Annotated in this window: 16 protein-coding genes; 11 read left to right on the top strand and 5 right to left on the bottom strand. The window is 32.8% G+C overall.

Going from position 1 to position 20,104, the window contains the following annotated elements; all coding sequences use genetic code 11:
* Nucleotides 1-2: 2 nt before the first annotated feature.
* From Q0770_RS08175 to Q0770_RS08160, 4 genes are all read right to left on the bottom strand, one after another.
* The gene (locus Q0770_RS08175) at nt 3-482 is read right to left on the bottom strand and encodes an IPExxxVDY family protein (protein ID WP_299115852.1); all 480 of its coding nucleotides are present in this window, start codon (nt 480-482) and stop codon (nt 3-5) included.
* Nucleotides 483-606: 124 nt separating this feature from the next.
* On the bottom strand, nt 607-1,350 hold the full coding sequence (rnc, locus tag Q0770_RS08170; protein ID WP_299115850.1) for a ribonuclease III: 744 nt from the start codon (nt 1,348-1,350) through the stop codon (nt 607-609).
* 7 nt (nt 1,351-1,357) lie between these two features.
* Nucleotides 1,358-2,608, bottom strand: a complete 1,251-nt coding sequence (fabF, locus tag Q0770_RS08165) for a beta-ketoacyl-ACP synthase II (RefSeq protein ID WP_299115848.1) — start codon at nt 2,606-2,608, stop codon at nt 1,358-1,360.
* Between the two features lie 12 nt (nt 2,609-2,620).
* Nucleotides 2,621-2,854, bottom strand: a complete 234-nt coding sequence (locus Q0770_RS08160) for an acyl carrier protein (RefSeq protein ID WP_008269813.1) — start codon at nt 2,852-2,854, stop codon at nt 2,621-2,623.
* A gap of 183 nt (nt 2,855-3,037) precedes the next feature.
* On the opposite strand from Q0770_RS08160, the gene purN reads away from it, so the two are divergent.
* From purN to Q0770_RS08135, 5 genes are all read left to right on the top strand, one after another.
* Nucleotides 3,038-3,604 (top strand): phosphoribosylglycinamide formyltransferase, encoded by a 567-nt coding sequence (gene purN / locus Q0770_RS08155; RefSeq protein ID WP_299115846.1) that lies wholly within the window; start codon nt 3,038-3,040, stop codon nt 3,602-3,604.
* A complete protein-coding gene (locus tag Q0770_RS08150) occupies nt 3,597-4,238 on the top strand; it encodes a ribonuclease H family protein (protein ID WP_299115845.1) in 642 nt (213 codons plus the stop codon). Before purN ends, Q0770_RS08150 begins: the two co-directional genes overlap by 8 nt.
* 81 nt (nt 4,239-4,319) lie before the next feature.
* A complete protein-coding gene (locus Q0770_RS08145) occupies nt 4,320-4,937 on the top strand; it encodes an START domain-containing protein (protein ID WP_299115844.1) in 618 nt (205 codons plus the stop codon).
* Between the two features lie 56 nt (nt 4,938-4,993).
* Complete coding sequence (locus tag Q0770_RS08140; protein WP_299115843.1) at nt 4,994-5,923, top strand: PfkB family carbohydrate kinase; 930 nt, start codon at nt 4,994-4,996, stop codon at nt 5,921-5,923.
* Between the two features lie 85 nt (nt 5,924-6,008).
* Nucleotides 6,009-7,907, top strand: a complete 1,899-nt coding sequence (locus tag Q0770_RS08135; RefSeq protein WP_299115841.1) for an amidophosphoribosyltransferase — start codon at nt 6,009-6,011, stop codon at nt 7,905-7,907.
* 457 nt (nt 7,908-8,364) lie between these two features.
* Here Q0770_RS08135 and Q0770_RS08130 read toward each other — a convergent pair whose 3' ends face one another.
* On the bottom strand, nt 8,365-8,973 hold the full coding sequence (locus Q0770_RS08130; protein ID WP_299115839.1) for a superoxide dismutase: 609 nt from the start codon (nt 8,971-8,973) through the stop codon (nt 8,365-8,367).
* Between the two features lie 116 nt (nt 8,974-9,089).
* Between Q0770_RS08130 and Q0770_RS08125 the strand changes: the two genes are divergently transcribed.
* The 6 genes from Q0770_RS08125 (at nt 9,090) to Q0770_RS08100 (ending at nt 20,100) form a co-directional block, all read left to right on the top strand.
* Nucleotides 9,090-12,218 (top strand): exodeoxyribonuclease V subunit beta, encoded by a 3,129-nt coding sequence (locus Q0770_RS08125; RefSeq protein WP_299115837.1) that lies wholly within the window; start codon nt 9,090-9,092, stop codon nt 12,216-12,218.
* 28 nt (nt 12,219-12,246) lie between these two features.
* Entirely contained in the window at nt 12,247-13,440 is a 1,194-nt protein-coding gene (gene kbl / locus Q0770_RS08120) for a glycine C-acetyltransferase (protein WP_299115835.1), read from the top strand.
* 123 nt (nt 13,441-13,563) lie between these two features.
* Complete coding sequence (locus tag Q0770_RS08115; protein ID WP_299115833.1) at nt 13,564-14,955, top strand: OmpA family protein; 1,392 nt, start codon at nt 13,564-13,566, stop codon at nt 14,953-14,955.
* A 104-nt stretch (nt 14,956-15,059) separates the two neighbouring features.
* A complete protein-coding gene (locus Q0770_RS08110) occupies nt 15,060-16,454 on the top strand; it encodes an OmpA family protein (protein ID WP_299115831.1) in 1,395 nt (464 codons plus the stop codon).
* Nucleotides 16,455-16,516: 62 nt separating this feature from the next.
* On the top strand, nt 16,517-19,261 hold the full coding sequence (locus Q0770_RS08105) for a PD-(D/E)XK nuclease family protein (protein ID WP_299115829.1): 2,745 nt from the start codon (nt 16,517-16,519) through the stop codon (nt 19,259-19,261).
* On the top strand, nt 19,261-20,100 hold the full coding sequence (locus Q0770_RS08100; RefSeq protein ID WP_299115827.1) for a S9 family peptidase: 840 nt from the start codon (nt 19,261-19,263) through the stop codon (nt 20,098-20,100). The genes Q0770_RS08105 and Q0770_RS08100 overlap by 1 nt, the downstream gene beginning before the upstream one ends.
* The last annotated feature ends 4 nt before the right edge of the window (nt 20,101-20,104 follow it).

Below are 20,104 nucleotides of genomic sequence, written 5' to 3'. Positions count from 1 at the left end.
TTCTAAAAAATTAAATGTTCTTTCGATTTTATTTTAGTTAAATCTACTGCGTAACTCGTAATAATTTGAGGGACGTTTTGTAGCTTACTAATCATCAGTTTTTCGTTAATCTGTTGCGTTTCGTTAGGTATTTTTATAAAAAAATCTACTTGTTTTAATTCGGGAAGTAGATTATACGTTTTGGTTACCTTTTTATCCTCACTGAATAAAACACCACTACTAGATAAACTCTCTTCTTCCTTTTTACAAATATTTGCAATGAGATTCCAGGTTGTGTCACCAGAAGCATTATAATACTCATATACAGAGTATGATGATGAAGTGTAGTTTAGGTCCAAATCTTTTTCCTTTCGTTCTAAATTGATGCCTAAAAACTTATTAATCATATATGCTAATCGGTAATCTTCTAACCCACAATGAATAGCGATAAGCACGTACGAATCGTCATAAAAATCATCAACTAAAAGCTTATGCAATGCCATATTCTATTTGCAAATAATTAGGTAAATATAAGGTATAAAATTAGGGGAAATATTAAGTTTATATGAAACTTAACTTAATAAAATTACGAAAACGTTTGCGCTAAATGATAGTGCTTTAGGGTAATTAAGAGTGTGTTCTTATCTGTCCTTGGAAAGCAAAAAACGCACGTTTCGATGCTTTTTCTTCAGCCTTCTTTTTAGAAGTTGCACGGCCTTTAGCTACCACTTTGTCATCAATACTCAACTTCACAGCAAAGTGTTTTAACGCATCATTCCCTGTATCTTCATAGACTTCGTAGTCAAAGGTCTTTTTCTCTTTTTGACACCATTCTATCAATAAACTTTTATAGCTAATCACCTTGCCTTCGAGTTTTTCAATATCTACATGTGGGAGAATAACATTTTTGTAAATGAATTTCTCACAAGCTTTATAACCTTTATCTAGATATATAGCACCAACAATAGCTTCAAAAAGATTGCCGTGAATATTACTACCAAAGTTATCTTTTGGTATTCTACTGGTTACTAAATCAATAAGTCTTAACTCCTTACCTAATTCATTTAAATGCTCACGACTTACTACTTTAGAGCGCATCTTAGTTAAATAACCTTCATCACCATGTGGTACTTCGCTAAAAAGATAGGAGGCAATTACAGAACTAAGCATGGCATCACCCACAAACTCTAAACGTTCGTAATTAATAGGGTTACCCTTTTTGTCCTTAATGTTCATAGAACGATGAGTAAATGCCTTAATGTAGAACGACTTGTTTTTGGGTTTAAAACCAAGAATCTGTTGAAGTTGTAAAAAAAAATTCCCGTCTTCTTCAGAACGGGAATTTTTTAATATGTTACGAATGAAGCTCATTCGGGATTTAGTCTATTTTTTTGAATAATACACAAGCGTTGTGTCCGCCAAATCCAAATGTATTACTCATTGCTACTTTAATATCACGTTTTTGAGCTTTATTAAGCGTTAAATTTAATTCTGGATCTATGCTTTCATCAACCGTTTCATGATTGATTGTTGGTGGCACAATACCATGCTCCATTGCCATTATCGAAGCAATAGCTTCAATAGCTCCGGCAGCACCAAGTAAGTGACCTGTCATAGATTTTGTAGAATTAATATTAATCTTCTTAGCATGGTCGCCAAATACTTCGGATATAGCTTTTAATTCTGCAACATCACCCAAAGGCGTTGATGTTCCATGTGTATTTATATGATCTACATCTTCAGGATTTAAGCCTGCATTTTGCAAACAATTTTTCATTACCGCAATAACACCTATCCCATCAGGATGTGGCGCTGTCATATGATAAGCGTCAGATGATAAACCACCACCAACAACTTCAGCATAAATTTTTGCTCCTCGTGCTTTTGCATGCTCATATTCTTCAAGAACAATGGCTCCAGCACCTTCACCTAAGACAAAACCATCTCGATTTGCATCAAAAGGTCTTGAGGCTGTTTCTGGGCTATCATTACGAGTACTCATGGCGTGCATAGCGTTAAAACCACCCATACCAGCAATGGTTACTGCAGCTTCACTTCCTCCTGTAATTACAACATCACAATGACCTAAACGAATATTGTTTAAGGCATCAATCATTGAATTAGCAGAAGAGGCACAAGCAGATACCGTTGTATAGTTAGGTCCCATAAATCCATACTTAATAGAAATGTTTCCTGGTGCTATATCGGCAATCATTTTGGGAATGAATCGTGGATTAAAACGTGGTGTACCGTCACCTTTGGCATAGTTTAACACTTCTTCTTGAAATGTTTCTAAACCTCCTATTCCGGCACCCCAAATCACACCCACTCTTAATTTGTTGACAGCATCTAAATCTAGTTTTGAGTCTGCAATCGCTTCATCTGAAGCTACCATTGCATACTGCGAAAACTTATCCATTTGCCTTGCTAACTTTCTGTCAATAAAGTCAGTAACGTTAAAGTTTTTTACTTCACAAGCAAATTGCGTTTTGAACTTTTCAGCATCAAAATGTGTAATTGGTGCGGCGCCACTCTTTCCATTAACAAGACCATTCCAATATTCATCTTTGGTATTGCCAATAGGTGTAAGTGCACCTAAACCGGTAACTACAACTCGCTTTAATTCCATAAAATTAGTTTGTTATTTTGCTTCTTCTATATAAGAGATAGCTTGACCAACTGTTGCAATATTTTCAGCTTGATCGTCTGGTATTTGAATATCGAATTCTTTTTCGAATTCCATGATTAACTCTACTGTATCCAATGAATCTGCTCCTAAATCGTTAGTAAAGCTAGCTTCTGTTACAACTTCGTTTTCATCAACACCTAATTTGTCTACGATAATCGCTTTTACTCTTGATGCAATGTCTGACATAATCTTTTAGTTTTTAAGTTTTAATTAGAGGGCAAAAATAAAAAACTTTATTTTAAAAAATGCTTTTACCAATAAAATGTGTGCCTTATAGATAAAAATAGAAATAAGTATTTAATTTTTGAGCCTAATTGTTAATTATTATTCTTTTTTTTGTTTGAGTAATCTAATCATGATTGACTGTTTATGAAACGTATTGTAATCTTTGCGTCCGGCTCGGGAAGTAATGCTGAAAATTTGATAAAGTTTTTTCAAAACAGTGAACATGCGTCTGTTATTCAGGTACTCACTAACAATCCTCATGCCAAAGTGTTAGACCGCTCCAAACGCCTTGGTGTATCTGCCTTTTCGTTCAATAAAGTGGCATTTACCAAAACCGATGATGTTCTTAATCTTTTAAAAGCATCTTACCCAGATTTAATTGTTTTAGCTGGTTTTTTATGGAAATTTCCTGAGCATATACTAAAACATTTTCCTGACAAAGTCATTAATATTCATCCTGCACTTTTACCAAAATATGGCGGAAAAGGCATGTATGGTATGCATGTTCATAGAGCAGTTGTTGAAAATAATGAAGCTGAAACTGGCATAACTATTCATTACGTGAACGAAAACTATGATGAAGGCGCTATTATTTTTCAAGCAAATTGTGAGGTTTTGGCTTCTGATTCTCCTGAAAATGTTGCGGAAAAAATTCATGAATTAGAAATGGAATACTTTCCAGAAGTTATTGATAGGCTTTTAAATGGCTAAAAAGAAAAAGAAATATTATACTGTTTGGAAAGGTCATCATATCGGTGTTTTTGAAACTTGGGATGATTGCAAAGCTCAAATTAAAAACTTTGAAGGCGCGCAATACAAATCTTTTGCAACCTTTGAAGCTGCTAAAAAAGCACTAAAAGGTAATTACAAGGATTACATAGGTAAGTCTAAATCCTTTAAAAGTGAACTTTCTGATACACAACTCAAAAAAATAGGACAACCAAATTATAATTCTATTTCAGTCGATGCCGCTTCTAGTGGTAATCCAGGAAAAATGGAATATCGTGGTGTAGATACAAAAACAAAAAAACAACTATTTATCCAAGGCCCTTTTGAAGAAGGCACAAATAATATTGGCGAATTTTTAGCCTTGGTACATGGTCTAGCATTTTTAAAACAACACAAAAGCGACCGTATTATGTATACGGATTCAAGAACAGCTATGAGTTGGGTACGAAAAAAAACATGTAATACTAAACTAGAACGTAACGAAAAAAACAAACCAGTTTTTGAACTTATAGACCGTGCTATAAAATGGCTAGAAACCAATACTTACAAAACCACAATCGTAAAGTGGGAAACCAAAGCTTGGGGTGAAATTCCAGCGGATTTTGGTCGTAAATAATCATTTCAATAAAATTTAACAACCTGTTTTGTAATGCATTAAAAGTTGCCACTACTAAGAGCACTTATAAATTAAATTTCAATGCAAAAGTTTAGACTTTCAATATTTTTTATAATCATTACATCTGTTTCATTTGCGCAAACCGAGTGGAAACTAAAAAAAGATGCTGATGAAATTAAAATATATACGAGATCTATTCCTAATGAAAAGCTTGATGAATATAAAGCGGTAACAACCATCAAGACATCAATTAAGAATGTGCTTCAAGAACTTATCTCTGCTCCAAAATATTATGATCAATGTGAGTCTGGGATTAGTTATCATGTAAAAAAACTTAAAGACAATCAACATCTGTTTTACGCTCGCAAAGATTTGCCGTGGCCAATTAAGGATAGGGATTTAATAACACTCTTAACCGTAGAGAAAATTACAGATACTAAATACAAACTAAAGCTAGAGTCTCTACCAAATGCTATAAAAGAACGAGAAAAAACCATTCGCATCAAAAAACTAATGGGCTTTTGGTTATTGGAAGAAGTCGATGATTCTACTAAAGTTACACAACAGCTTTTTGTAAATCCAGAAGGTTCACTTCCAGCATTTGTGACTAATAGCTTACTTATTAAAGGCCCTTTTAAAACCTTTTCCGAATTAAGAGCTACACTTAATAATTATGAAGATACTGTTTTGGGTAAATAAAATATGTCATTGTCATTAATCACATTATATTTGCACTGAAATTCGAAATTTTACGTATGAGTAAGTTAGTTATTGTTGGAACTGTAGCTTTTGATGCTATTGAAACACCTTTTGGTAAAACCGACAAAATTTTAGGCGGAGCGGCAACATATATAGGGCTTTCTGCTGCCAATTTTGATAATGTAGATGCAGCAGCAGTTTCTGTTGTTGGTGGAGATTTTCCGCAAGAATATTTAGACCTTTTAACAGAAAGAAAAGTAAATATAGATGGTGTAGAAATCGTAAAAGATGGTAAAACATTTTTTTGGAGTGGTAAATACCATAACGATATGAATTCTCGTGACACTTTAGCTACTGAGCTAAATGTTTTAGAGACTTTTACACCAGTTGTTCCTGAAAATTATCAAGATGCAGATATTGTAATGCTAGGTAATTTACACCCTTTAACACAACAAAGTGTACTTGACCAAATGTCTAAAAAACCAAAGTTGGCTATTTTAGATACCATGAATTTTTGGATGGATATCGCTATGGACGAATTAAAAGCCGTTCTTAAAAATGTTGATGTTATTACAATTAATGACGAAGAGGCAAGACAATTATCTGGAGAATATTCTTTAGTTAATGCAGCGAAAAAAATCCATACTATGGGACCGAAATATGTCGTGATTAAAAAAGGTGAGCATGGTGCATTGTTATTTAACGAGGACAATATGTTTTACGCGCCAGCTTTACCTCTAGCGGAAGTGTTTGATCCTACTGGAGCAGGAGATACATTTGCAGGCGGTTTTTCGGGCTATCTTGCAAAAACAGGAAATGTCTCTTTTGAGAACATGAAAAAAGCAGTAATATATGGTTCAGCATTAGCTTCTTTTTGTGTAGAGAAATTTGGCGCGGAGCGCATGCTAACACTTACGGATGAAGAAATATTTGAACGCCTACAGCAATTTAAAGATTTAACACAATTCGAAATAGAATTGAATTAATAAAAACTAACGCGCCTAATTTTGGCGCGTTTTTTATTTCATTATTTTTGAATACTCAACAACACAACAAACTCTTACAGCAACAATGAGTGATGCTTTAAAACACGAATGCGGTATAGCATTAATTAGATTAAAAAAACCTTTAGAGTTTTATAAAGAAAAATACGGCAGCGCATTTTATGGGGTAAACAAAATGTATCTCATGATGGAAAAACAACACAATCGAGGTCAAGATGGTGCCGGTTTTGCAAGCATTAAATTAGACACACAACCTGGCGAGCGTTACATAAGTCGCGTGCGTTCTATAGCTCAGCAACCCATACAAGATATTTTTGCTCAAATTAATGAGCGCATAAATGATGACCTTACCAAAAACCCAGAATATCAAAACGATGTCGCTGCTCAGAAAAAGCATATTCCTTACATAGGCGAGTTACTTTTAGGTCATGTTCGTTATGGTACTTTTGGTAAAAATAGTGTAGAAAGCGTGCATCCGTTTTTGAGACAAAACAATTGGATGCATAGAAACCTTATCGTTGCTGGTAATTTTAACATGACCAATGTTAGTGAGCTTTTTGACAATCTTGTTAAGATAGGGCAACATCCTAAAGAAAAAGCAGACACCATAACTATTATGGAAAAAATCGGTCATTTTTTAGATGATGCGGTTTCTAAAATTTATAAAAACCTTAAAAAAGAAGGCTATAACAAAGCTGAATGCTCTCCTTTAATTGCAAAGCGACTTAACGTTGCCAAAATTTTAAGAAAAGCAGCAAAAAATTGGGATGGTGGTTATGCTATGGCTGGTTTATTAGGACACGGTGATTCCTTTGTGTTAAGAGACCCTGCCGGAATTAGGCCAGCATATTATTACCAAGATGATGAAGTTGTTGTTGTTGCTTCAGAACGTCCTGTAATACAAACGGTTTTTAATGTTGATTTTAACGATGTCATTGAATTAGAACCGGGACATGCTATTATTACCAAAAAATCTGGAGAGACCTCAATCAAAAAAATATTAGAACCATTAGAACGAAAAGCTTGTTCTTTTGAACGCATTTATTTTTCCAGAGGTAGCGATGCGGAAATTTATAAAGAGCGAAAAGAACTAGGAAGGTTACTTATGCCTAAAGTTCTTGAAGCTATTGATGGAGATACTAAAAATTCAGTCTTTTCTTTTATTCCAAATACTGCAGAAACATCATTCTTTGGTATGATTGATACTGTTGAAGAACATCTTAATCAGAGAAAAACTCAAGCCATATTAGATGGTAATGGAAAATTATCAGCAAAGCGTGTTACTGAAATATTATCTGAGCGACCACGTATTGAAAAAATAGCCATTAAGGATGTAAAACTTAGAACATTTATTACTGAAGATAGTAGTCGTGATGATTTAGTAGCCCATGTATATGATGTAACCTATGGCGTTATTAAACCTACTGACAATCTCGTAATTATTGACGACAGTATTGTAAGAGGTACAACACTTAAGAAAAGTATCATAAAAATGATGGATCGCTTAAGTCCCAAAAAAATTGTCGTTGTTTCTTCAGCACCACAAATTAGATATCCCGATTGTTATGGAATAGACATGGCAAATCTTGAAGGCCTTGTTGCTTTTAGAGCGGCCTTAGCGTTACTAAAAGACACCAATAATTATGATATTGTCGAAGAGGTTTATAAAAAGTGTAAAGCTCAGGTAGAATTAAAGGATAAAGATGTCAAAAACTTTGTAAAGGAAATTTATGACAATTTCACTGATGAACAAATTTCGGATAAGATTTCCGAACTTCTTAGTGACGAAGATGTCAAGGCTGAAGTAAAAATTATATTTCAGCCTGTATCCAATTTGCATAAAGCATGTCCAAAAAATTTAGGCGATTGGTATTTTACAGGAAACTATCCAACCGTTGGCGGTAACCGTGTTGTAAATAAAGCCTTTATCAATTTTTACGAGGGTAATAAGGAAAGAGCTTACTAATACATAAATATCTATTAACGATTAGGTTTCGTTGTTAAGCCAAAAAAAACGCCGTTAATCTAATAATTTATACTTGTTAAATACTAGACATATATATTAGCTCTATACCATAACATAAGTAGGTTAAGTTCATGGTAGATTTGGGGCAAAAAAGGGCGATTTATTTCGCTCTTTTTTATTTTCTACAAACACCATAATACCCAGACAAACAGATAAACGTCTACAAAAAATATCTCTTAGACTGATATTTGTGTGTTTCGTCTATATTATATACATTAATTGTTTCGCTTAAAGTATATTTGAAGTTACCATAACATAAGTAGGTTAAGTTTATGGTAGATTTGGGGCAAAAAGGGTGAACTTTAGTTTACCCTTTTTCATTTTATATAATCTAATAAAAAAAGAAAACCCAAGCCTTTCGACTTGGGTCATTTATATAATAAAGAGTCTTTTTTAATTATTTTGCTTCAGCATAACGTCTTTCTACTTCATTCCAATTAATCACTTTAAAGAACGCATCAATATAATCAGGTCTTCTGTTTTGGTAGTTTAAGTAATATGCATGTTCCCATACATCTAAGCCTAAAATTGGGGTTCCTCCACAAGTGACTCCTGGCATTAAAGGATTGTCTTGATTTGGTGTGGAACAAACTTCAACCTTACCTCCTTTATGAACACATAACCATGCCCAACCAGAACCAAACTGAGTAGCCGCAGCTTTACTAAAAGCTTCAATAAAAGCATCTTTAGACCCAAACTCAGCTTCAATAGCATCTTTTAAATCTCCTGAAAGATACCCTCTATCTTCAGGATTCATAACATCCCAAAATAAAGAATGATTATAAAAACCACCACCATTATTTCTAACACCCTTATTAGACATATCTAGATTACCTAAGATATCTTCGATAGATTTTCCTTCTAAATCAGTGCCCGCAACAGCAGCGTTCAGTTTTGTTGTATATCCGTTATGGTGCTTTGAGTGATGTATTTCCATAGTACGCGCATCAATGTGCGGCTCTAAAGCATCATAAGCATATTTTAATTTTGGTAATTCAAAAGCCATAATATTTATGTTTTTATGTGTTAATGATTAGATTGTAACAAATTTACAATATTGCTTAGTAGAAATTCAAAATAAAATATTAAGATTACCTATTTTGGTATAAAATTAATCATTAGTTGAGGCCAACTTTTAAAATATTTAGCGCATCTGCCGGTAGCGGCAAAACATATACACTCGCTAAATCCTACATTAAACTTCTTATAGCTTCAAAAAATCAAGAACATTTTAAGCATATTCTTGCTATAACATTTACCAACAAAGCTGTTGGCGAAATGAAAACAAGGATTGTTGATATGCTAAAGCTTTTTTCTTCAAAAGACAACTTAGAGCATCCACATCCTATGTTTATAGAAATTAGTACAGAACTTTCTATTAGTCCAGAACAATTGTTTGAACGTTCTAAAACAATTTTGAATAAAATTATACACAACTATGGTGCTTTTGATATTTCTACTATTGATGGTTTTACTCATCGTGTCATTAGAACCTTTGCTTTTGATTTAAAACTCCCTTTAAATTTTGAAGTAGAACTAGACCAAGATTATTTACTGACTAAAGCCATTGACGCATTAATTGCAAAAGCAGGAACAGACCAAGCGCTAACTAAAATTCTTGTGGATTTTGCCATAGAAAAAGCTGATGATGACAAAAGTTGGGATATAAGCTATGATTTTAAAAAAACAGGAAGGCTACTTCTTAATGAGAATGACTTGCCTTACTTAAATGAATTTAAAGAAAAAACTTTAGATGACTTTAATGCGTTAAAAAAAGAACTGTATAAAAAAACGAAGCGTCTTAGTCATCAAATTGTAGAAGATGCAACATCAATTATAAACCTTATTGAAGAAGCTGGATTACAATTTGATGATTTTTCTGGCAGTTATCTGCCAAAACACTTTGAAAAACTATCTAATGCCAATTTTAATGTTGGTTTTGAAGCTAAGTGGCAAGAAGATATAGAAGATAAAATACTATATCCTAAACGTGTTTCGGAAAATATTGCATCTACAATTGAAGAGATACAACCAGATATTGTAAATACCTTTAATATTACAAAATCATTGCTCTTCGAACTTAAATTCAATAAAGCAGTTTACAAAAACATAACTCCGCTTTCTGTAATAAACACTCTCCAAAAAGAACTTAATACTTTAAAAGAAGACGAAAACAAACTTCTTATATCAGAGTTTAATACCCTAATAAGCAACGAAATAAAAAATCAACCTACACCATTTATATATGAGCGTTTGGGTGAAAAATTCCGCCACTACTTTGTAGATGAATTTCAAGATACATCCAAAATGCAATGGGAGAATTTAGTCCCCTTAATGGATAATGCATTATCTTCAGCTAACGGCTCGGCAATGATAGTTGGTGATGCAAAGCAAGCTATATATAGTTGGCGTGGTGGCGATGCGCAACAATTTATAAATCTGTATGAAGGTCTCGACAATCCTTTTCAGATAAATCCAGAGGTAAATAATCTTAATACCAACTATCGTAGTTGTAAGAATATAGTTGCGTTCAATAATTCTTTTTTTGACTTTGTTTCAAATCAATTCTTTTATAGAGAGGATTATAAATCCTTATATAAGGATGCAAAGCAAAAAATCTCTAAAGACCAAGACGGATATGTTAACCTTTCGTTTTTAAATTTTGAAATCTCTGAGGATAGAAATGAGACCTATACCAAAAAAACTTTTGAAATCGTTCAGTCATGCCTTGAGAGAGGTTATCAACAGAAAGACATTTGTGTTTTAGTAAGAAAAAAGAAAGAAGGTATAGCGGTTTCTGACTATTTAACCAATCAAAACGTAAATATTATCTCTTCAGAAACACTGCTACTTACTAATTCGCCTAAAGTCAACTTGCTTAATTTAGTTTTAGCTGTATTGATTAATCCAGATGACCAAAAATTGAGATTAGATATGCTTGATGGTATTTCAAAATTATTTGATATTAAAGATAAGCATCACTTTTTTAAATCGCATCTAGACTTATCAATAGAGGATTTGTTTAGTAAGCTAAAGCACATAGATATACAGCTAGACTATAATAGTCTACTGCATATGCCACTTTATGAGATGGTAGAAGATATAGTTAGAGGTCTGTCTTTATGTAAAAATACATCTGATGCGTATATCCAATTTTATTTAGATACAATTCTTGATTACAGCAATAAACAAACACCTAACATATTAGGCTTTTTAGAGTTTTTCGAATCTAAAAAAGAAACTTTAAGTATCGCTATACCAAATACAATCGATGCAGTCTCTATTATGACTATACATAAATCTAAAGGTCTTGAGTTTCCTGTGATTATATTCCCATTTGCTGACTTAGACATGTATCGCGAAATAGAACCGAAATCTTGGTTCCCTATAGAGAGTCAAGATTTTTGTGGTTTCAATTATGCATTGATTAACTATTCGAAAGACTTTCAGAATTTTGGCGAAAAAGGACAAGAAATTTTTAATGAGCATCAGTCCGAACTGGAGCTAGGCAATATTAATTTGCTCTATGTAACATTAACTAGGGCTATTGAGCAATTATATATTGTTTCAAAAAAAGATATTAATAAAAAAGGTGTTGCGAATGATAAAACCTATGCCGGTTTGCTTATTAAATATCTAATGCATTGTAATAAATGGGAAGATGATACGCTAGAATATTCATTTGGAGAACCAAACAACAAAACTGATAACATTTTGGAGAGAGTAGATATGGAAGACTACCATTTTATATCTACTTCAAAAGAAACCCATAACCTTAAAATCATAACTAATTCTGGGATTTTATGGGATACCGAACAAGAACAAGCCATTGAACGCGGAAACCTGATACATCTTCTCATGTCAAAAATTAAAACCAAGCATGATGTAGACTTTGCTATTGAGTCTCTTATAAATCTTGGTCAAATACAACTTCCTGAAATTGAAGAGTTGAAAAATACAGTATTAGCAATAATCAACAATAATGAGATTTCAGAATATTTTAGCAGTAGCTATGATATCTTTAACGAAAGAGACATTATTACCAAAGATGGTCTTTTTCTTAGACCAGACCGGCTGGCAATTAAAGACAAAAACGTTGTTATTATAGATTACAAAACAGGTAATAAAGACAAAAAATACGATATGCAATTGGACTCATATTCAAGAGTTTTGGGCGATATGGGTTTCCAAATTGAAAAAAAATTACTCGTTTATATAAACAAGAACATAGAAATTATTGAAGTTAAATAGTAACTTTGAAAAAACTAAAAAAGCAAAAATGTACGGAGCAATAAAAGAACATCTTAGTAAAGAAATTGAAAATATAAAAGATGCTGGATTATTTAAATCGGAGCGTATAATTACATCTGCTCAGGGTCCAGAAATAACATTAAATACAGGTCAAAAAGTATTAAATTTTTGTGCCAATAATTACCTAGGTCTTTCTTCTCATCCAGAAGTGGTGAAAGCTGCTCAAGAAACAATGGATACACACGGTTTTGGTATGTCTTCTGTTAGGTTTATTTGTGGTACCCAAGACATTCATAAAGAGCTAGAGCAAAAAATAGCAGATTTTTATGGTACAGAAGACACCATATTATATGCCGCAGCATTTGATGCAAACGGCGGTGTTTTTGAACCATTATTAGGAAAAGAAGATGCTATAATTTCTGATTCTTTAAACCATGCATCAATAATAGACGGCGTAAGATTATGTAAAGCTGCTAGATATCGTTACCAAAACAATAATATGACTGAGCTAGAAGCTAAGCTTATTGAAGCCAATGAAAATGGTGCTCGCCATAAAATTATAGTTACTGATGGTGTGTTTTCTATGGATGGTTTGGTAGCTCCTCTGGACGAAATTTGCGATTTAGCTGATAAATATGACGCGATGGTAATGATTGACGAGTGTCATGCCACTGGTTTTATCGGAGAAACTGGAATAGGAACACTTGAAGCAAAAGGTGTTTTGGGTCGCATAGACATTATTACTGGAACACTTGGTAAGGCATTGGGAGGAGCTATGGGGGGCTATACAACAGCAAAAAAAGAAATTATTGAAATTTTAAGACAACGCTCTAGGCCTTATTTATTCTCAAATTCCTTAGCGCCTGCAGTAGTTGGTGCATCAATTAAGGTCTTTGATATGCTATCTGGAGATACTTCTCTTAGAGATAAGCTAGAATCTAATACTAATTATTTTAAATCTGGACTTAAAAAAGCTGGTTTTGATATCATAGATGGAGACTCCGCTATTGTACCTGTAATGCTATATGATGCAAAATTATCTCAAACTATGGCCAATATGCTATTAGAAGAAGATATTTACGTAATTGGTTTCTTTTTCCCAGTTGTCCCAAAAGAAAAAGCTAGGATAAGAGTACAACTCTCTGCGGCTCATGAAAAAGAGCATTTAGATAAAGCCATTAATGCATTTATTAAAGTTGGTAAACGATTAGAAATAATATAAATTCTTTAGAATGTCTTTATTTAAAGGCATTATATCAATATTTTTATATATTTGTCTTTGTTAATAATATTTAACAACTTACATTTGCTAACAATTAACACTTAAAATTAAATTATTTAGAATATGAAAAATCTTAGCAGATTATTATTTGTAGCTGTGCTTTTTGCGAGCTTTAGCACTGCTAATGCTCAGGACAAAAACAATCCATGGGCTTTTGGACTAGGCGTAAACGCAGTCGATTTTTATCCTGTAGGAGAAGACATACCTCAAGGCGATTTTTTTGATGAATTTGTAAATGCAAATGATCATTACAATTTTTTACCTTTTCTATCTAGAATTACTGTATCTAGATATTTAGACGAAGGTTTCACTTTTACAGTAGCAGGAAGTTTAAATCGAATTAATAAATTTGGTTCAAATGTAAATCTATCAACTGGAGAAGAGACAACAAATAGAGTTTCAGATTTAACTTACTTTGCTGTTGATGGTACTGTATCTTACAGTTTTATGGATTTAATTAATTCAAACACTATTGACCCTTATTTAGGTGTTGGTGGTGGTTATACTTGGGTAGACGAAATAGGAGCTGGTACAATTAATGGTACTTTAGGACTTGATTATTGGTTATCTGATAAAGTTGCTTTAAACCTTCAAACATCCTATAAACACTCTTTCGAAGATCGATTAGCAAAGCATTTTCAACATGCTTTTGGTATCAAATTTAAATTTGGTGGCGCTGATACTGATGGTGATGGTATATATGACCACGAAGATGCTTGTCCAGAAGAAGCTGGTTTAGAAGCTTTCAATGGTTGTCCAGATTCTGATAACGATGGTATCGAAGATTCTAAAGATGATTGCCCTAACGAAGCTGGTTTAGCTGAGTTTAACGGTTGTCCAGATTCTGATGGTGACGGTGTTGTAGACGGAAGTGATAAATGTCCTACTGTTCCTGGTCTTAAGTCTTTAGCTGGTTGTCCAGATGCTGATGGTGATGGTATCGCTGATGGTGATGATGGTTGTCCTAACGAAGCGGGGCCTTCTGCTAATAACGGATGTCCTTATAAAGATAAAGATGGAGATGGTGTATTAGACAAAGATGATAAGTGTCCAGATGTTGCAGGTACTGTAGCTAATGATGGTTGTCCAGAGATTACTGATACAGAAAAAGCTAGATTAAATGAGTATGCAAAAACAATTTTATTTGATACTGGTAAGTCTTCTATAAAAGATGAGTCTAAGCAAGTATTAGCAGATATCATTGCTATCTTAAACAAGTACCCAGATGCTAAGTTTACTGTTGAAGGTCATACTGATAGTGTAGGTTCTGCTAAATTAAACACTAGATTATCTGAAGATAGAGCAGCTTCTGTTAAGGATTATTTAGTTGCTAATGGTGTAGATCAATTTAGATTATCATCTAAAGGATATGGTGAAGATAAGCCTATCGCTGATAACAAAACAAGAGATGGAAGAAAACAAAACAGAAGAGTTGAGATTAACTTAGCTAACTAGTTTTTGTTTAATAATATATAATAAAAAAACGCTTCGGGTTTCCGGAGCGTTTTTTTATTATATATTTATACTTTGTTGGAAATACACAAATTAAGTTTAAAATTATGGGGGATATTTATAAACTAATTTTAGCTTTAGTACTTTTTATAAGTATAAACAAAACTCAAGCGCAAGACCAAAATAATCCATGGGCATTAAGCCTTGGTGTAAATGCAGTAGATTACTATCCTGTTGGGCAACCTGATCCACAAGGTGATTTATTTGATGAGTTTTTTAATGCTACTGACCACTGGAATATATTTCCATTTTTTTCGAGAATAGAACTTTCAAGACATTGGACAGGAGGTCTTAGCTTTTCTGCAATTGGTTCATTTAATAAGATAAATAAGTTTGGAACTAATGTGAATTATTCTACCGGAGAAGAAACGACAAATGAAGTTGATGATTTAACATACTACTCTATAGATGGCGCTATTAATTACAGTCTTATGGATTTGTTTAATTCAAATAGAATAGATCCATATATTAGTGGTGGTGGTGGCTATACCTGGTTAAATAAAATAGGATCCGGCACCTTAAATGCGTCTTTAGGTATGAGGTATTGGTTTTCTGAAAAACTTGCTTTCAATCTTCAAAGCACTTATAAGCATGTTTTTGAAGTTTATGGATTTAGACACTTTCAACATTCTGCTTCTATAACGTATAAATACGGAGGTGTCTCAGACACAGATCGTGATGGTATATATGATGATAAAGATACTTGTCCTGAAGAGCCGGGTTTAGCTATATATAATGGTTGTCCAGATTCTGATAATGATGGTGTTGAAGATTCCTTAGATGAATGTCCAGATATAGCAGGTTTAGCTGAGTTTAATGGTTGTCCAGATTCTGATGCCGATGGTATTGCAGATAAGAATGATAAATGTCCAACTGTTGCTGGGCTTAAGTCTCTAATGGGTTGTCCTGATGCTGATGGAGATGGTTTAACTGACAAACAAGACAAATGCCCAACTACTGCTGGTCCTTCAGCTAACGCTGGTTGTCCGTGGCCAGACAGAGATAAAGATGGTGTGTTTGATAAAGATGATAGGTGTCCTGATGAAAAAGGCATCGTAGAAAATAATGGTTGTCCAAAAATTACTGAGCAAGACAAAGAACTTCTTAATAAGTATGCTAAGACAATACTCTTTTCTCCAGGTAGATCTGATATAAGAGAAGAATCAAAACAAATTCTATCAGATATTATTAAAATACTAAAGAGTAATCCAGATGCCAAATTTACTATTGATGGCCATACAGATAGTATAGGGTCAGACTTACTAAATCTACGCTTGTCACAAGAAAGAGCTGATTCGGTAAAACAATATTTAGTTGCTAATGGTGTTAAAGAGTCTAGATTGACATCAAGAGGTTTTGGTGAAGAGAAGCCTATAGCTACAAACTTTTACAAAGACGGGAGACAAAAAAACAGAAGAGTAGAAATTAATTTGTCTAATTAATTTCTTCAACATAAAATCTCACAAAACGCTTCGGATATCCGAAGCGTTTTTTATTTTTAGCTATGCCAACTTTTATAACTGATGTTTTACAAGATTTAAAATCCAAACATCTGGATTTTTCAGAAATTATATTTGTTCTACCAAGTAAAAGAGCTGGTGTATTCCTTAAAAGTCAACTACATAATTATATTGAGAAAACTACTTTCTCTCCTTCAATATTAAGTATCGAAGATTTTGTACAGGATTTATCTCAACTAAGACAAGTAAAAGGTATTGAGTTACTGTTTCAGTTTTATGACTCATATAAAACTATTACCCCAGAAGATAAGGTTGAATCTTTTGATTCTTTTTCTAAATGGGCACAGGTACTTATTCAAGATTTTAACGAAATTGACAGACACCTTATCTCTTCTAACAATATTTTTGATTACCTAAGTGCTATTCAAGAGCTAAATCATTGGTCTTTACAAGAAAATAAAACTGAACTGACTTCAAATTATTTAGCTTTTTGGGAAAGTCTTAGTAAATACTATAATCAATTTGTAAATGACTTAATAAGAAAAGAAAGTGCTTATCAAGGCCTAATCTATAAGGAAGCAACAGAACATATAGAGGCATATATTCAAACCACAAATAAGACTCATGTTTTTTTAGGTTTTAATGCCTTAAATACGGCTGAAGAAAGAATAATCCAAGAGTTACTTCAAAACAATTTAGCTTATGTCTATTGGAATATAGATTCTCATTTTATTAATAACCCCATTCATAGTGCGGGTCTCTTTGCCAGACAACATAAACAAAATTGGTCTTTTTATAAGCAAAATGATTTTAACTGGATAACTTCGGTTTACAAGGAAGAAAAAAACATAAACGTAATAGGCTGTCCTAAATCTGTTGGGCAAAGTAAATATGTAGGGCATCTCATAAAAAAGCTATCCCAACAATCGCAAAGCCTTAATAATACTGCTATAGTTTTAGGAGATGAAACTCTATTAACTCCTGTGTTAAACTCACTTCCTAATAATACAAATGCTGTTAACGTAACAATGGGTTTAACTCTAAAATCTGTTCCTCTTGCCTCATTATTTGAGGAACTTTTTAGAATACATAAACTAAAATCTAAACGTTATTATTTTAAGGATATCATCAATATATTATCAAACCAAATGATACAATATATACTTGTATCTGGCGATAAAATCATCCAAAATATTCAACATAACAATATTACTCATCTAACAACAGATGAGCTTTTAAAATTAGCAGATGATAGTGACATAAAGGTCCTAAAATTACTCTTTGGTGATTGGGAAATATCAATATCTAACAATATTGATAATTGCCTTAAACTTATCTTTAAAGTTAAAGAAGCGTTAGATAATTTAAAATCTAAAAAGCGATTAGAACTAGAGTACTTATATCGTTTTAATGTGCTTTTTAATGAAATAGCAAATTTAAATACTACTTATGGCTATATAAAAGATGTTTCAACCTTGCATAGTGTCTATAAAGAACTACTAAATACTGAAACCTTAGACTTTCAAGGAGAACCTCTCGATGGTTTACAAATTATGGGAATGTTAGAGTCTCGTGTTCTTGATTTTGAAACCGTAATTATTACATCTGTAAATGAAGGTATTCTCCCAGGCGGAAAAACCAATAATTCCTTTATCCCCTTTGATGTAAAAATCGAAAACAATCTACCCACTTTTAAAGAAAAGGACGCAGTATACACCTATCATTTTTACAGCTTAATACAAAGAGCAAAAAATATATATTTGCTTTACAGTACAGAGGTTGACGCATTAAAAGGTGGAGAAAAGAGTAGGTTTATTACACAACTCGAAGTTGAGGGTCTTCATGATATAAAACACAAAACTGTTTCTCCTAATATACCAAAAATTGAAAAAACACTTACTGTTGTTAAAAAAACAAATGATGTCATTGAAAAACTTAAAGAGATAGCCGCAAAAGGATTTTCACCATCGTCACTTACAAACTATATCAGAAACCCAATAGATTTCTATTTCGAGAAAGTTTTAGGCGTTAAAAACGCTGAAGAAGTTGAAGAAACTGTTGCTGCAAATACACTCGGGACAGTTGTTCATAATACTTTAGAAGACTTTTATAAACCATTAGAAGGAAAACACCTTACACTTTCTCATTTAGAAATCATGAAGCGTCTAATTGATAAAACAATAACGCATCATTTTGCTGCTATCTATAAAAAAGGAGATATTACCAAAGGGAAAAACCTAATCAGTTTTGAAATTGCCAAACGTTATATTTTAAATTTTTTAGATACAGAAATAGAACTGTTAAAAGCTGGAAATTCATTAAAAATAATCGCTATTGAAGTAGAAAGTAATGTCGCAATTAATATCCCTGAATTAGACTTTCTCGTCAATATTACTGGTAAAGTAGACCGTGTAGACGAATTAAATGGAGAGATACGTATCATCGATTACAAATCAGGAAAAGTTGAACAAAATAAGGTTGAAATTGCAGATTGGGATTTACTCAATACTGATTATGATAAATACAGTAAATCGTTTCAAATTTTGTGTTATGCTTATATGCTAACACAACAAGACATTGTACAATTGCCTCTTGAAGCTGGTATCATATCTTTTAAAAATCTAAAACAAGGTCTTTTAAAATTTGCTGAAAAAGAATCGATATATAGCAGAAAGAAAAATCACTTAATCTCTGAGCAAACACTTCAGAATTTTGAAACTCAACTTAAGTCTCTTATTCTAGAAATCTGTAATCCAGAGATTGACTTTACTGAAAAAGAACTTAGATAATGCATATTGAAAAAAACATAGTTCTACACCCTAACAATAAAAAACCTATTGTTATTGATACATTTTGTAATCTCAAATTACAAAGTCAGCCCATTGTTATCTTTTGTCACGGCTACAAAGGGTTTAAAGATTGGGGCGCGTGGGATGTTATGGGAAAAACAATTGCAGATGCTGGATTTTGCTTTATAAAATTCAACTTTTCTCATAATGGAGGAACAGTTGAAGACCCAATAGATTTTCCAGATTTAGAGGCTTTTGGCAATAATAACTACACCAAAGAATTAGATGATTTAGGTGATGTTTTAGACTGGACAACTAAATATTTTTATAGTAATAGCGCTGTAGATACTTCTAAAATCTACCTCATCGGCCATAGTCGTGGTGGAGGTATTGCTATTTTAAAAACTGCTGAAGATTCAAGAATTAAAAAATTAATCACATTAGCTAGTGTATGTGATTTTGAAAAACGAACTGCTACCATCGGTAACTTAGACCAATGGAAAAAAGATGGTATCAAATATGTCACTAATGGCAGAACAAAACAGCAAATGCCACATTACTACCAATTCTATGAAGATTTTGTTGAGAATAAAGAGCGTTTAAATATCAAATCTGCTTGTAAAAATATTAAAGTCCCTCAACTCATTATCCATGGCGATATGGATACTTCAATTCGTGTCGAGGAAGCCGAAAATATACATCAATGGGCTACAAATAGTCAGCTCAAAATTATTAAAAATGCCAATCATGTGTTTAATGTAAAGCATCCTTGGATAGAAACATATTTACCTGAAGAATTTGAAGAGTTAATTGATAATACTATTCAATTTTTAGAATAAAAAG

It is taken from the genome of uncultured Winogradskyella sp., assembly GCF_947501905.1.
In the GTDB taxonomy this organism is placed as follows: domain Bacteria; phylum Bacteroidota; class Bacteroidia; order Flavobacteriales; family Flavobacteriaceae; genus Winogradskyella.
This window is presented reverse-complemented; position numbering and strand designations above follow the sequence as displayed.